Origin of the sequence: Flammeovirga sp. SubArs3 (assembly GCF_947387565.1) — a bacterium.
GTDB lineage: Bacteria > Bacteroidota > Bacteroidia > Cytophagales > Flammeovirgaceae > Flammeovirga > Flammeovirga agarivorans.
Window position 1 is genome coordinate 1069679 of record NZ_CANDOA010000002.1, and the last position, 15180, is coordinate 1084858.

Sequence of the window (15180 nt, forward strand, 5' to 3'; positions counted from 1 at the left end):
ATGTTAGATATACATTCTACTTATACCTATAATTTTCCTACAAAAATCCGTTTTGGTGTAGGGGTTATTAATGAACTTGGACCGTATCTAAAGGAAAACAATATATTCCGCCCCTTAATTGTTACAGATGCGATAATATCTGAACTTCCTTTTTTCTCTAAAGTGATTTCTGATCTTGAAAGACAAGGAATTTCTCCTTCTGTTTTTAATGAGATGCACAAAAATCCGGTAAAATCGGATGTGTTGAAAGGAAAAAAGAATTATCAGAATAGCATCAGTGATGGAGTCATCGGTATCGGAGGAGGCGTAGCCATGGATGTTGCTAGAGCAATTGCATTAAGTATCAATCATCACAGAGATTTATTTGATTACGATGATCTAATTGGTGGTGATAAATACGTAACAGAAGAGATACCGCATTTTATTACTATACCTACAACCGCTGGTACTGGTAGTGAAGTTGGTAGATCAGCAATAATCTCAGATGATATAACAAAACAGAAAAAGATACTATTTTCACCAAGTTTGTTAGCCAAAATAGTTTTTGCAGATCCAACCCTAACGTTAGATTTACCTGCTTTTGTAACAGCAGCAACAGGCATGGATGCAATTACTCATAATATTGAAGCTTACCTATCTCGAGGTTTTAATCCAATGTGTGATGGTATCGCTTTACAAGGACTGAAGTTGTTAGCACAATCCATCGTACAAGCTACCAAAGAACCCGATCTGTTTTCAAGGTCAAAGATGCTGATAGGTTCATTAATGGGAGCTGTAGCATTTCAAAAAGGACTAGGTATGGTGCATAGTATGGCTCATCCATTATCAAGTTTGTTAGACATGCATCATGGGCTTGCTAATGCTATTTGTTTACCAATTGGTATGGAATACAACTACGTTGGATTTGAAGGGAAATTCAATGTAATGGCATATACGATGGGGTTAGGAGGGAATCAAGGAAAAAACTTAGTGGATAGTGTAATGGTTCTCAATGAGCAATTGGGGTTACCGCAAAACTTATCTCAAGTTGGAGTGAAAGAGGAACATATTCCAGAGTTGGCTAGATTAGCTAAACAAGATTTCTGTTTACCATGTAATCCTAAGGAAGTTACAGAAGAGGACTTTGTTCAATTGTATAAAAAAGCATTATCGTATGATTAAGATCGGTATTACACCATGCTTCTTTTATCCAGATATGAGCCGATCTACATTTGGCCCGAAGTCATTGACATATGTGGAAAACAACATGATGGAATATGTCGCTCAAGAAGGGGTTTTGCCAATAGTAATTCCAGATATAGATAAAAAACTATTGAATAAGGTCTTGGATAAATTAGATGGAGTAATACTTCATGGAGGATCAGATGTAGCTCCTGAAACGTATGGAGAACAACCGATTGGCCCATGGTTGGGAGATGCATACAGAGATCAATTTGAACTCTACGTTATCGATTATATGATAAAAAAAGGGAAATCGATTTTTGGTATTTGTAGAGGTTTTCAATTATTGAATATCTATTACGGAGGTAGTCTTTACCAAGATACAATCACTCAAAGAGAAGGGGTGAAAGAGCATCGTTCTGCTGAAAAATATGATACGATTTATCATCCAATAAATATATTAGAAAACAACTTTCTAAAGGAAATCTATCCATCAGAAAAACAACAATTCGTCAATACTGTCCATCATCAATCTATTAAAAAATTAGGTGATGGACTTCAAATATGGGCAACTTCAGATGATGGTATTATTGAAGCATTTGGGGACCCAAATAAACCTAAAGGGAAAGTAATGGGTGTACAATGGCATCCAGAATTTTCAAAAACACTTGGAGACAAAATAATTAACCCACAGCCTTTATATAAGGCATTTCTAACTCACATATACGATTAACATGGATATATTTAACCCATCAAATGGAATGGTTATCGCGACCGTTCAAGAAGATACAAGAGATATTTTATCAGATAAGTTAGACCATTTAAGAATAGGGCAAAAGGCATGGGCTAAAATTTCTTTAGAAGAAAGGTTAGCAGTAATTGTCAAGTTTGGAGAATTGGTACAGGAGAACATTGAAGAATTAGCAAATACATTAACAGAAGAAACAGGAAAGCCAATTCAACAGTCTATCAATGAAATTAAGGGAGCAAATAATAGAATAGAACATTTAAAAAGAGATGCTCTGAAATATTTACAAGAAGAGATTATCGAAGATTTAGAAGGAACTTATGAAAAGATTGTTTACGAGCCTTTAGGGGTTGTTGCCAACATTTCAGCTTGGAATTTTCCATATAATGTAGGATATAATGTCTTCCTGTATGCTTTAGTTGCAGGTAATGCTGTAGCTTATAAACCATCAGAATTTGCAACTCTTACCGGACTAAAAATTCAAGAGTATTTATACAAAGCAGGTTTACCAGAAGATGTTTTTCATTGTATGATTGGAGGTCCCAAAGTAGGAGAGTTTATCCTCCAAAATGATCTTAATGGTTATTTCTTTACCGGATCATATAAAGTAGGGTTGCATGTAGCATTTAAAACTTTCCAAAAGCTTGTACCTATTCAATTAGAACTTGGAGGCAAAGATCCTTTATATGTTATGGATGATGTGCAAGATATACGTCAGGCGGCGATCAATGCGGCAGAAGGAGCTTTCTATAATAATGGTCAGAGTTGTTGTGCTGTGGAGAGAATTTATGTTCAGGAAAATATATATGATGAATTTGTAGATGCTTTTGTAGAGGAGGTTAAAAGTTATAAAGTGGGGGACCCTCAGGATAGGGAAACCTTTATAGGTCCATTAACACGAAAAGAGCAATTAACAGTGTTGGAAAAGCAAGTGGTTGATGCATTACATAAAGGAGCAAACCTACTGTTGGGAGGAAATCAACCTGAAGGCGAAGGTTATTACTTTTTGCCGACCATATTTAAAAATACAAATCATGATATGTTGATAATGAAAGAAGAATCTTTTGGTCCTGTGATTGGCATCCAAAAAGTATCTTCAGATGAAGAAGCCATTGAACTCATGTCTGATACTAATTATGGATTAACTGCTGCAGTTTTTTCTACGAGTAAGGAAAGAGCAGATAATATCTTATCACAGATGAATACAGGTACTGTATATTGGAATTGCTGTGATCGGGTAAGTCCTAATGTTCCTTGGTCAGGAAGAAAAAATTCAGGACTTGGGTCAACTTTATCTTCACAAGGAATACGTACCTTTACACAACCTAAAGCTTATCAGTGGAGAAACCCCACATGATTTGAAAAATAGATAACTCATTATAAAATTATGTCATCAACAATTATCAACTTCAATAATCGAAGTGGCGAAAGCATCACTGCGGGTTTATCGTTACCTGCAGATGAAAGACCAAAAGCATATGCAATTTTTGCACATTGTTTTAATTTAATTTCACATACAGCGGCTGTAGATAGTACAGTTAGAGCATTAAACCAAAAGGGAATTGCTGTATTTACCTTAGATTTTACAGGAGCAGATACTGATTTTCAATACCATGCAGCCTTGGAAGATTTATTAGATGCTGCAGAATATTTAGAGAAAAATTATAGATCACCTCAAATGATTATTGGTCACTCATTAGCAGGTTTGGCTAGTATATTAGTGGCTAATAGAATTGCGAGTATTGAGGCTGTAGTGACTATTAGTGCTATTGCAAAAGCAAAAAGCATCACAAAATTAGTAGAGAGAAAGAGAAAAGATTTAGCTGAGGTTACTTTGGGTGAAAATACTTTTGGAGTAAAAGAATCACTGATTGATCAATTAACATTCGCCAGTGTGAAGGAGGCAATTCATAAAATGAAACTTCCGATATTGGTATTTCATTCCCCTCAGGATAATATCGTTGATATTAATAATGCAGAGAAAATTTATAAGCTATCTTTTCACCCTAAGAGTTTTATTTCTTTAGATGGGGCTGATCACTTTCTTACCAATGTGGATAATGCTTATTATACAGGGGACATGATTGGTTCTTGGTCGGCAAGGTATGTGGAAATGGTGAAGGAAAACCCTTTAGTAACCCAACATCAAACGGCAGTGCGTATTGGTACAACAAAATACGTTACAGAAGTAAAAGCGGGGATACATCATCAAATTGCTGATGAACCTATTGAAGATGGAGGAAAAGACTTGGGTCCGAATCCATATCAATTTTTATTGGCAGGCCTAGGAGCATGTACTGCAATGACTTTACGTATGTATGCGAATCATAAGAAGTGGCCATTGGAAGAAGTGACTGTTCATTTAAATCATGAAAATGAATATTTGAAAGATGCGAATGAAACGAATAAAAGAACTGCTAAGCTGGATAAATTAGAAAGAGCAATTCAGGTGAAAGGGGACCTTACTGATCAACAAAGAGAAAGATTACTTGAAATTGCTAATAAGTGTCCGGTACATAGAACATTAGAAAATAATCCAATCATAACTACCAAGTGGGTAGAAGAGTAAAGCAAAAGCTCCAATAATTTTTAAAGTATTATTGGAGCTTTTTTTATAAATTATTTTTTGTGCTAGGTCCTCCACCAATTTGAAATACAAACTGAATATATGGACTAAAGTAGTTGATTGGAGTTGACACGATGTGATCTTCAAAACCATCATCTAATAGACTTTGCCAGTAGTCATCCCAACCTTGTGTCGGATCTGTTTTATTTCCTATGTTTTGGTTATTTAGGTAGTTCATTTGTGATGAACCATTGAAGTTGCATCCTAAGTTAATAGAACACTTAGTATTCAATGAGACAGCTGCTCCAATTCCTATGGTATATCCTAAGCCATTGTCTTGATTGGTAATAACTTCCTTATGTGGAGGAATATCTACTAGATTAAATCTGAAATCACTTATATTTTCAATTCTTCTCCACCCCACTTTAATGTCCAAATAGGGACGAATAAAAGAAGCCTTGAAAGGAGAAATTCTTGTAATCGCAGATATATTTAAAGAGTTGGAAGAAGACGAATGTTCGAAATGATTTTGTTGATCAACATGTTGTTGTCTGTCGATAACAGCGTAGTTAATATCAATGCCAATTAGAATAGGTGAGTTTTGTACTTGCTGTATAAAGTATGCTCCTAGTCCCCATTGGAAATTTTGTGATGTATAATTTGAGAATTGCCCAGTGCTTGAAACACCCATGGTAGAAATGCCCACTAAACTTTGAGAGTGTGTGGACTTTGAATAAAGGCAAGTTAGCAGTAATAGTATAAAATAAAATCTTTTCAAGGTGATAATAAAAATAGGTGTTCTTTATTAATACCATTACAAAGTTAATTATGGGTAAGTTTATAAAACAGAAAGAATCTTAATTTCACTGTAATGGTTCACCTAAAAATACAAAACTCCTACCAATTTCAAATGGTAGGAGTTTTTTAGTCTTATAATTTTACAACTACTTCGTTGATATCTTTTCTTACTTTCGCAAGATGTTGGTAGGCATCATCCTCTGCTCTATAACCGATTGGAAGAATAACTGTTGATTTTAAGCCATGCTTATCTAAGCCTAAAACTTCATCAAACTTCTCAGGAACAAATCCTTCCATAGGAGTAGAATCTACTCCTAATTGTGCACATGCAGCAAGTAGATTTCCTAAAACAATATAAGCTTGCTTACTTACCCAAACATCTTTAGCCTCTGCAGGAAGAGTATTTACCGTATTTAGCATCATACCTTTGTAATCTGCTAAAGCTTCTTCTGGTAATTCTCTTGTAGTGGCTACATTTTTTACAAAAGCTTCAACGTCTTCTGCAGTTAAGTCAGCATCTCTAGCAATAACAATTAGGTGAGAAGCATCTGCTACTTGTTGTTGTCCCCAAGCATGCTCTACTAATTTTTGTCTAAGTTCTGGAGTTTCTACTAATACTAATTTCCAAGGTTGTAAACCATATGATGAAGCAGATAGGTTACCAGCTTCTAAGATAGTATCTACTGTAGCTTGATCGATTTTTTTTGATGCATCAAATTTCTTTGTTGCATATCTCCAATTTAGTGATTCAATTAAGTCCATTTTGAGTTAAATATGTGTTTAAACAAATAATGTTGTAATGATAATTAAAAGTTTTGTGATCTTCAAGAAAAAATGGATTCTATCAGAACAATTTTCCAATTATTTCAGCAAATAATATTCCCCAATAATTAGCAACAGCATAACCTAAAGTTCCTGCTGTCATTCCTGATAAAATTACCTTTTTATTTTTTAATGAATTAGCGATTGGTCCAACAAAAGCAGGTCCATATAAACATGCTGTGGAAGTAATAATAAAAGTGTCAGTATCTATTTTGAAGATTTTTGCTAGAATTAGATGAATGATAATTCCTGTAAACATCACTACACCGGTGAAACCAATATATAGTGATCCACTATTTAATAGTTCTTGGAAATTGGAAAGGCTACCCAATCCAATACAAAAGAGTAGAACAAAATATTCCCCCACTAAAAAACTTCCTCTTATATTTCTAATTTTTTGATTGAATGAAACAGCTAAACTCACGGTAGTTACTCCAAGAATGATAAATATTTCATCCATTTTATCGAATAGCAAAATCGAAATACCAACACATACGCCTAATATGAGGAGTGTCACCCCAATACTATAGGCAATACTTTTTGGATTGGGGCCTTTTAATGCCTCCACCTTTTCAAGGTCATCACTTTCTTTACTTTCTGAAAAAGGAGGTAATATAAACCCAAATACTTTTTGAGCGATGGATAACAAGAATAGCATCCATAGCCCTCCAAGAACCATATCGGCAGTATTCATTAATATAAATGATTCATCATTAGCTTGTAAGGCTAGGCCTATAGCTGACATATTGGGTGTGCCTCCAATATATAATCCAATAGACATACCTGCCAACTTATTGATTTCATCTAATTGATTATTGAATAAAGTATAGGCAACTGTTGCCCCTATTGTAATAGCGATAAGACATAGCACAAATGAAAGTATAGTTTTTCTAGCTTCTACTGCCCATTTTTTTATATCTGATGATATTAATAAAAGACCTATTGATAAAGGCACAGCTGCTTCAACAAGTGATTTTGAAACTTGGGTATCAATTTCTATAAAAGAATTACCCATGATAATACCTGTTGCATAAGCAAGAATAACAGTACCAATTTTTTCAATCCAAGTAAATTTTCTAGCTCCAATAGTTAAGATAATAGGAGCGATTAGCATAACTAATGCTTGTATCATAGCTGTTAATTAATTTAGCGAAGACCAAAGGTAATAAATATTAGGAGGTGTTAAAACGAAAAAAAGTCACCTCAAGGAGGTAACTTTTTAAGATGATAAATGTGATATATTTTGATTACTTTCTAATAACTCTAAAGATTTTTTCTTGATCCTTAGTGTTAACTTTTATAAGAAAGAGTCCACTAGTTAAGTTTTGGGTGTCGATACTTAGTGTGTAATTTCCGCTATTTGTATATTCGTTAACTTTGTGTTCTAAAATATTTCCTTGTACATCATATACATAGAAATCGATAAAGTCATTCTCTTGAAGTGTAACATCGAATTTCAAATCATGATGGAAAGGGTTCGGATAAGCATTGCCGATATTGCTGGTAAGTTGTGAGGCTAATCCTTTTTTAACCAACTTTCTTGAATTTGAAGCACCAAAGAAAGAATCATACGATGCCGCATATTCATAAGCTGTTGTTTTATCCCAGTTGATTGACCATGTCATCATTCCTCTTAACTCTGGGTAACCTTCACTTTTTACTAAGGTATAATCGCCTCCAAATGAAACACCATTGACCAAATAGTTTAGTGCTTTTTGAACTTCAGCTGGTGCAGTATAACCTCCGGCAGGAGCAGCTGGCTTATTGGCAGGTAAACCAATAGCAACTTGATCTTCTCTAAAGGCAGGGAAGAAACCAGCTACACTTTTCGTTTCAAATCCTTGTAAAAGCATTTCTGTCATTGCGACAATAAAGTCTGCTGAACCTTGAGTGTAGGCTTTTCCATCTAAAGCACCTAGAGAACCTGTGTTATAAAGCTGCACATGAACATAATCTAATTGATCTCTTAGTGTATGTAATATTGGTAAATAACCACCCCAAGAACCACCATATGCAGTCTGACCTCCTTGTACATAAGCTGTTTCTGGTGCAGATGTTAGTAAGAATGAAGGACCAAAGTGAGCTTTTATTGCTTGCATACCTTCAATAAAATTGAGTACTCTTGGAGTAGTTGGGTTTCTGAAATCATTGTCACCTGCATCTAATGTAAGTGATGAACCTTCTAAGTCAATATCCACTCCATCGAAACCGTAAGTTTCACAAAGACCAATCATAGATGTTACAAACTTCTGTTGTTCTTCTTCATTATCTAAATGAACAACTCCATTTGCTCCTCCAAGAGATAGTAATATCTTCTTACCTAAGCTTTGTAGGTATTGTACGTCTTGTTTAAATTCCGCTCTTGAAACATCACTTGGTTCATTTTGGAAGTTATTGATATCAATTGGGTCAAAGATCATAGTGTTGTCAATATCTCTAATCTTTGGTTCTGCAAATGCAATACAAATCACATTGTAACGATCGTCGACATCTTTTAATCGGATATAAGGTACACTCGCTAAATCCCAGTTGTGCCAGTATCCAACTAATACTTTATCTGTAAACGCTAAGTTCTCTTGGATCGTAATAGAAGAACTAACACTTGTTGTAAGATTTTCATTATCTGTTACAGTAATTGAAATGGAGTAATTTCCGAAACCAGAAGGTGTCCATGATGCAGTTGAAGTAGTAAAAGTTTGACCATCTACTTCAATTAAGTAACCTGTAATTGATCCATCAATATCAGAAGCATTTACTTCAATATTCACAGGACTTAATGACGTCTGTTTTATGATACTACCATCAGCAGGACTGAATGATGTAATTACAGGGTTTTGTGGTCCTGTTGGTTCTTCAACAGTTAAAGTAAAACTATTGCTTGATGATTTTTTTCCATCATTTGCATTTACTGTAACATTATAACTTCCATATGTAGCTGGCGTCCATTCTGCAGTGAAATTAGCGTTGTTTTGTACAGCTGCTAATGTCTTACCATCAATTTCGAATGTAGCAGAGATAGGGTCATTTTCGTTGTCAATAATACTAGCCGTTAGTTGAACAGGAATTAGACCTATGCTAGATTGGTTACTAACAGATATAACTGGTGCTTCATTAGTATCAACACATGGACCCAAAGGTTTCCAGAAATGATCCGCTTCACCAGGAGTTACATTATAAAGGTTATCATATAATGCTTCATATAAATCTCCATTGTAAACCACTACATCTCCGATACTGTATACTGTTGGGTAAGAAGCATATTCATTTGCACTACAGCCACTATCTACTTTTTCTTCTACTGTAACAACTACAGATGAAGTAGCTGTTAAACCATCATTGTCAGTAACAGAGGCGTTAATAGTGTAAGAACCAAAAGCAGAAGGTGTCCACTCAGCATTGGATGTAGTAAATGTTTGTCCATCTACTTCAATACTTTGTGAAGTAATTGTGCCATCTACATCAGAAGCACTGATAGAGATTGAAATTGAAGAAAGTATAGTTTGTTGAATTACTTCTTGATCTGAAGGAGAATTAATACTAACTGTAGGAGCTACAGGTTGATTAGATGTGATAATTACATCAACTGAGGTCGAAGAAGTACTTCCTTGGTCATCTGTAGCAGTAGCAGTAATTGTAAATGTTCCAGCGCTAGAAGGAGTCCAAGCTGCAGTTTCATTATTAAATGAATTTCCATCAACACTAATTGATACTGAAGCAATAGTACCATCATTATCTGAGGAAGTGGTATTGATCTGTATCGAAGAAGTTTCCTCTAATATAAATGATGCGTTGTTCGAAGGAGATGTAATTGAAATACTTGGAGCCTGATTAGCATCACAAACGCCAAGCTCTTCCCAAGGTCCCCACTGTGAACCTGGTGTATCTCCTTTAGTCCACCATTTGTTACGGTATAGGACACCATTATAAACAACCTGTGTGCCATTAGTTGCATACGTGGCAGTATTATCCCAAGTAGGTATACCATCACATGTTGAAATTGTAGTAGCGTTTTCGTAAGGTGTTGCCCATCCGAATGAAAAGGACATAAAAAGGCACACCGTCACTAAGAGTAAATGTCTTAACCTCATAACTAGTTTTAAGTGTTGTTTTGTAAAAAATATATGTCACGTTTGTCTGACTGAAGGTTTTACAATCAACGTACTTAAAAACTATAAATGCGAACTTTTAAGGGGTGCAATTAGTGGTACAAGACCATAAAGCAAGGGGTACAAAGTCTAAGATGAGAATAGATGGCTAGGGTACAGGGAATTGAAAATAGTAGTTTTTTGTATTCTAAAAGGTAATAGATAGGGGTACAAAGGTATATTTTTATTCCATTTCAAGCTTTCTTCTCTGAATAAACATCCTCAAAGCATTTACTTTATTGTAAATCGCTTTTTTCTTCACCTCAAGCTTCTCAATACTTGTCTCTATCTCCTTACTGGAGGCGATGTTAGAATTGATTTGCTCAACTAGTGAATCAACATTATTTTTTGAATGTTGTTCTTTCATAGTTCTACAGTAATTTATTTTGACATGATGATCAATTACAAATAACGGTGGTTTATTTCAATTTGGGTATTAATAAAGGGTAATGCTTGTTAATCATAATGTAATAAAATTAAATTTGATGACGGTCGTCATCAAAAAATACATTAAAATATTATTTAAGTGAAAAAGTTGAATTATTAACATTTAAATCGGTTGCGCTATGTTTGGTAATCTATGTAATCATAAGAAAATAGAATCGAATATTTTCAACTAGAAAATTTTTTTAATAAAAAAGGCTGCTCTATATTTGAATAGAACAGCCCAATATTTAAACTCTTATTTGGAGTTACTTTTTCTTTGCCCAAGAATCTTTCAATCCTACAGTTTTATTAAAGATCATGTTATCTGTTGTAGATTCTTGATCTAAAATAAAGTAACCTAAGCGTTGGAATTGGAAGTTATCTCCTGCATTATTTTCTTTTAATGAAGGCTCTACTTTACATCCTTCAATTACTTGTAAAGAATCTGGGTTTAAGAAAGTTTTGAAATCAATACTTTCTTTTGTTTCAGGGTCCTTACGAGCATCAGGAGCTTCATCAGAGAATAAACGATCATATAGGTTTACTTTCGCATCAATGGCATGCTCAGCTGATACCCAGTGCAAAGTACCTTTTACTTTACGTTTCGATTCTTCTGTACCACTTCCAGATCTTGATAGAGGGTCATATGTACAGTGAATTTCTGTAATATTCCCATCCGCATCTTTTACGCAGCTTTCTCCTTTGATGATATAAGCATTCTTTAAACGTACTTCTTTACCTAAAGTAAGTCTGAAGAATTTACGATTAGCAGATTCTTTAAAGTCTTCTCTCTCGATGTAAAGTTCTTTAGAGAATGGTAACTGACGAGAACCTGAATTTTCATCTTCAGGATTATTCTCAGCCTCTAGCCATTCTGTTTTCCCTTCTTCGTAATTATCAATTACAAGTTTAATCGGGTCTAAAACAGCCATTACTCTTGGAGCAGTCTTGTTAAGGTCTTCACGAACAGCAAACTCAAGCAATGACACATCAATGACATTATCACGCTTAGTAATACCTACTGTTTCAGCAAAGTTTCTGATAGAAGCAGGTGTATAACCTCTTCTTCTTAAACCAGAAATTGTTGGCATCCTTGGATCGTCCCATCCGTTAACTACACCTTCTTCAACTAATTGTAATAGTTTACGCTTAGACATTACAGTGTAGTTCAAGTTTAATCTTGAAAATTCTGTTTGTTCTGGACGAATACGATCAGAAGTGGCAATTTGATCTAAGAACCAGTTATAAAGAGGTCTGTGAACTTCAAACTCTGTAGTACATAATGAGTTTGTAATACCTTCAATATAATCAGATTGACCATGAGCCCAATCGTACATAGGATAGATACACCATTTATCACCTGTTCTGTGGTGAGCTTTTTTGATGATTCTATATAAGAATGGGTCACGTAGGTGCATGTTAGAATTGGCCATATCGATTTTTGCTCTAAGTACTCTTGAGCCTTCCTCAAATTTGCCTTCCTTCATACCTTCGAACAACTCCAAGTTTTCTTCTACAGAACGATCTCTAAATGGAGAGTTTGTACCAGGAGTAGTAGGAGTACCTTTTTGCGAAGCAATTACATCAGCAGTTTGATCATCAACATAGGCTTTACCATCCTTGATAAGTTGGATTGCCCAATCGTATAATTGATCAAAGTAATCGGATGTGAATTTAGGCTCACCTGCCCATTCATAGCCTAACCATTCAATATCTTTCTTAATTGCATCAACATATTCTTGGTCTTCTTTTGTTGGGTTGGTATCATCAAAACGTAAGTTTGTGCCAGCACCTTCAAAATCTTTTGAAAGACCAAAGTTTAAACAAATAGACTTGGCATGACCAATATGAAGATAGCCATTTGGTTCAGGTGGAAAACGGAATAATAATTTCCCTCCATTTTTACCTGATTTTAACTCATCAGTGATTTTCTCACGGATAAAGTCTAATCTTTTCTCTGATTTATTTTCTTCCATCACTACAATGAAATTAAAGATCACAATTAAGATAGCTTGATGCTACCTTAATTAGTGATATGTAATTAATTATTTTCTTTTAATTTGTTGATTGCTTCAACAGCAATTTTAATTCGGTTGGCCACTTCTTTTGGACCAAGAATCTCTTGCATAATCATTAGATCAGGACCTCCGCCTTTTCCAGATAATGCAACACGAAGAGCAGGCATTACTTTACCAAGCGGCATTTCGTGTTTCTCTAAGATTCCCATAAATGCATCTTTTGCTTCATCAGCAGTAAATGCATCTTTGCTTTCTAAGCTTTCTGCATAATCAAGAAGTACGCTTACACCCTCAGGTTTCCACTTTTTCTTGACAGTTTTAGCATCATATTCTGTTGGTATTTCGTAGAAGAAACGACCATCTCTCCAAATCTCATGAGGGAATGTAACACGCTCTTTTAATTGATTCGCAACTAAAGCCGCTTTCTCAGGAGTAGACTCAACACCATCAGCTTTCATATCAGCTAATAAGTAAGACGCTAATTCTTCATCTGATTTTTCTTTAAGGTATTGTTGGTTATACCATTTTGCCTTATCGATATCAAAACGAGTACCTGCTTTTGTTACTCTTTCCATTGTGAACTCATCAATAAGTTCTTGCATGGTGAAGAATTCTCTTTCATCACCAGGGTTCCAGCCTAAGAAAGCTAAGAAGTTGATGAAAGCATCATTTAAGTAACCATCTTGTTTAAAGCCTCTTGAGATTTCACCAGAAGCAGGGTCTTTCCATTCTAATGGGAATACAGCAAAGCCCATTTTATCACCATCACGTTTACTTAGCTTACCATTACCATCAGGTTTTAATAATAGAGGTAAGTGAGCAAAGCGAGGCATAGTATCTTCCCAACCTAAATATCTATAAAGTAAAACATGTAAAGGTGCAGAAGGTAACCACTCTTCACCTCTAATAACATGTGTAATACCCATTAAATGATCATCAACAACATTTGCCAAGTGATATGTAGGCATGCCGTCAGATTTCATTAAGATTTTATCATCGATCGTATGAGAATGTACCATTACCCAACCACGAACCATATCGTTTAAACGGATTTCTTCTTTACGAGGAACCTTTAAACGAATAACATAAGGATCGCCATTTTCGATACGTTGTTTTACCTCATCAGCACTTAGTGTTAATGAGTTGGTCATTTGCATACGCGTCATAGAGTTATACTGTGGTGTATTTACTCTTGCTTGCTTTAAGCGTTCGCGCATTGCTTCTAACTCTTCTGGAGTATCAAATGCATAATAAGCAAGGTCGTTTTGTACTAATTTCTCAGCGTATTCCTTGTAAGTTTCTTTACGCTCAGACTGTCGATAAGGTCCACATTCTCCAGGTTTCCAAGGAGCCTCATCGGCAATAATACCTGCCCACTCTAAGCTTTCCTTAATATAATTTTCAGCACCTTCCACAAAACGAGTCTGGTCTGTATCTTCGATACGTACTAAGAAATCGCCACCATTGTGTTTAGCGAATAAATAATTAAATAAGGCTGTACGGACACCTCCAATATGAAGAGGTCCGGTTGGGCTCGGAGCAAAACGTACTCTTACTTTATTTTCCATTTTATATGTGTAAAAATTTTTATTTTTCTTAGTCTGCAAACTTAATCAAATCATTCAATAAAAGTTTATGATAATACTGCGAACTTTTAAGAATATGGACGGATTTAAGATCATTATAGAATCTTTTTATTTCCTGTAGGATGAAATCATTGGAAATTGTATATTTAATTTCCCTTTTATCCGTTATCCTAATCAACTATTTATTCACAGTCAGCTATCGACAGTGATAAGGAATCAAACGTAATTTTAATAACCACAAACAATTATTCTCTGATTTATTTATATGGGACATATTTTCGACCGACTTGTTTCAGAAGTGAAAGCTTTGCAGCAATCTTCTGCCCAATTTCATATTGAAGACTCATTTACTAGTATAGCCAACTTCTTGATGAACGATGTTGTTTTAAGAGCAGGAATAAACAATTATAGATTAGTAGAAATAGAGTTTTATTATTTCAGTGATCAACATCAAGATCCTTATGTACATAAACACGAAGCTCAAAAAACTTTAGGTAGGTGGTACATTCATGGAGCTGGCCTTGATATTACTTTTGGTACTATGGACTTCTATGGAGGAATCTTAATCCGAGGAGTACAAAGAAGAGGAGATAAGCAATTTATAAGTGGTCCACTGAATGTTGCCTCAGAAGTGATTCATCATTTAGGAGGAGTAGAAGATCAAGAGATTCATTTCGGTTTAAAAGAATATGATTTACCTCAAGAACAAATCGCATCGTCAAGGCGAGTGGGGCTTAATCCAAGAAAAAATGATGGAGAGCTGTATGTTAATCGCCCTTATAGATATATTAGTTGCATAAGTTCTAAACACCCATTTAAGCAGAAAAAACAAGTAGCCTTAGATCTAAATGGAAATATGCCAAAAGAAGAAGTGAATAAGATCTTTGGGTATAAAATCGTTTAGTAGATA

The 15180-nt window shown here is 35.0% G+C and carries 12 protein-coding genes; 5 read left to right on the forward strand and 7 right to left on the reverse strand.

The window, feature by feature from the left end; all coding sequences use genetic code 11:
- The 4 genes from QL232_RS08875 to QL232_RS08890 are packed head-to-tail and all read left to right on the forward strand — an operon-like array spanning position 1 to position 4478.
- Positions 1 to 1161, forward strand: a complete 1161-nt coding sequence (locus QL232_RS08875; protein ID WP_281613844.1) for an iron-containing alcohol dehydrogenase — start codon at positions 1 to 3, stop codon at positions 1159 to 1161.
- On the forward strand, positions 1154 to 1894 hold the full coding sequence (locus tag QL232_RS08880) for a gamma-glutamyl-gamma-aminobutyrate hydrolase family protein (protein ID WP_281613845.1): 741 nt from the start codon (positions 1154 to 1156) through the stop codon (positions 1892 to 1894). Before QL232_RS08875 ends, QL232_RS08880 begins: the two co-directional genes overlap by 8 nt.
- 1 nt (position 1895) lies before the next feature.
- Positions 1896 to 3266 (forward strand): aldehyde dehydrogenase family protein, encoded by a 1371-nt coding sequence (locus QL232_RS08885; RefSeq protein ID WP_281613846.1) that lies wholly within the window; start codon positions 1896 to 1898, stop codon positions 3264 to 3266.
- Between the two features lie 30 nt (positions 3267 to 3296).
- Positions 3297 to 4478 carry an OsmC family protein gene (locus QL232_RS08890; protein WP_281613847.1) on the forward strand — a complete coding sequence of 394 codons (1182 nt, stop codon included), beginning with the start codon at positions 3297 to 3299 and terminating at the stop codon, positions 4476 to 4478.
- 43 nt (positions 4479 to 4521) lie between these two features.
- Here the strand turns inward: QL232_RS08890 and QL232_RS08895 are convergent, their stop codons facing one another.
- From QL232_RS08895 to gltX, 7 genes are all read right to left on the reverse strand, one after another.
- The gene (locus QL232_RS08895; RefSeq protein WP_281613848.1) at positions 4522 to 5166 is read right to left on the reverse strand and encodes a hypothetical protein; all 645 of its coding nucleotides are present in this window, start codon (positions 5164 to 5166) and stop codon (positions 4522 to 4524) included.
- 239 nt (positions 5167 to 5405) lie between these two features.
- On the reverse strand, positions 5406 to 6035 hold the full coding sequence (locus QL232_RS08900) for an NAD(P)H-dependent oxidoreductase (protein WP_281613849.1): 630 nt from the start codon (positions 6033 to 6035) through the stop codon (positions 5406 to 5408).
- Positions 6036 to 6117: 82 nt separating this feature from the next.
- Positions 6118 to 7227 (reverse strand): DUF819 family protein, encoded by a 1110-nt coding sequence (locus QL232_RS08905; protein WP_281613850.1) that lies wholly within the window; start codon positions 7225 to 7227, stop codon positions 6118 to 6120.
- A gap of 115 nt (positions 7228 to 7342) precedes the next feature.
- On the reverse strand, positions 7343 to 10183 hold the full coding sequence (locus tag QL232_RS08910) for a glycosyl hydrolase family 18 protein (RefSeq protein WP_281613851.1): 2841 nt from the start codon (positions 10181 to 10183) through the stop codon (positions 7343 to 7345).
- A gap of 241 nt (positions 10184 to 10424) precedes the next feature.
- The gene (locus QL232_RS08915) at positions 10425 to 10607 is read right to left on the reverse strand and encodes a hypothetical protein (RefSeq protein WP_168881151.1); all 183 of its coding nucleotides are present in this window, start codon (positions 10605 to 10607) and stop codon (positions 10425 to 10427) included.
- A 325-nt stretch (positions 10608 to 10932) separates the two neighbouring features.
- On the reverse strand, positions 10933 to 12642 hold the full coding sequence (locus tag QL232_RS08920; protein WP_168881152.1) for a glutamine--tRNA ligase/YqeY domain fusion protein: 1710 nt from the start codon (positions 12640 to 12642) through the stop codon (positions 10933 to 10935).
- A gap of 65 nt (positions 12643 to 12707) precedes the next feature.
- On the reverse strand, positions 12708 to 14252 hold the full coding sequence (gene gltX / locus QL232_RS08925) for a glutamate--tRNA ligase (RefSeq protein ID WP_281613852.1): 1545 nt from the start codon (positions 14250 to 14252) through the stop codon (positions 12708 to 12710).
- Positions 14253 to 14535: 283 nt separating this feature from the next.
- Between gltX and QL232_RS08930 the strand changes: the two genes are divergently transcribed.
- The gene (locus QL232_RS08930; RefSeq protein ID WP_168881154.1) at positions 14536 to 15174 is read left to right on the forward strand and encodes a hypothetical protein; all 639 of its coding nucleotides are present in this window, start codon (positions 14536 to 14538) and stop codon (positions 15172 to 15174) included.
- Positions 15175 to 15180 lie beyond the last annotated feature (6 nt).

Excerpts from the sequence above, each read along its gene's own strand:
- QL232_RS08875 (WP_281613844.1), top strand. The coding sequence starts at position 1 with ATGTTAGATATACATTCTACTTATACCTATAATTTTCCTACAAAAATC.
- QL232_RS08880 (WP_281613845.1), top strand. The coding sequence starts at position 1,154 with ATGATTAAGATCGGTATTACACCATGCTTCTTTTATCCAGATATGAGC.
- QL232_RS08885 (WP_281613846.1), top strand. The coding sequence starts at position 1,896 with ATGGATATATTTAACCCATCAAATGGAATGGTTATCGCGACCGTTCAA.
- QL232_RS08890 (WP_281613847.1), top strand. The coding sequence starts at position 3,297 with ATGTCATCAACAATTATCAACTTCAATAATCGAAGTGGCGAAAGCATC.
- QL232_RS08895 (WP_281613848.1), bottom strand. The coding sequence starts at position 5,166 with ATGGGTGTTTCAAGCACTGGGCAATTCTCAAATTATACATCACAAAAT.
- QL232_RS08900 (WP_281613849.1), bottom strand. The coding sequence starts at position 6,035 with ATGGACTTAATTGAATCACTAAATTGGAGATATGCAACAAAGAAATTT.
- QL232_RS08905 (WP_281613850.1), bottom strand. The coding sequence starts at position 7,227 with ATGATACAAGCATTAGTTATGCTAATCGCTCCTATTATCTTAACTATT.
- QL232_RS08910 (WP_281613851.1), bottom strand. The coding sequence starts at position 10,183 with ATGAGGTTAAGACATTTACTCTTAGTGACGGTGTGCCTTTTTATGTCC.
- QL232_RS08915 (WP_168881151.1), bottom strand. The coding sequence starts at position 10,607 with ATGAAAGAACAACATTCAAAAAATAATGTTGATTCACTAGTTGAGCAA.
- QL232_RS08920 (WP_168881152.1), bottom strand. The coding sequence starts at position 12,642 with ATGGAAGAAAATAAATCAGAGAAAAGATTAGACTTTATCCGTGAGAAA.
- gltX (WP_281613852.1), bottom strand. The coding sequence starts at position 14,252 with ATGGAAAATAAAGTAAGAGTACGTTTTGCTCCGAGCCCAACCGGACCT.
- QL232_RS08930 (WP_168881154.1), top strand. The coding sequence starts at position 14,536 with ATGGGACATATTTTCGACCGACTTGTTTCAGAAGTGAAAGCTTTGCAG.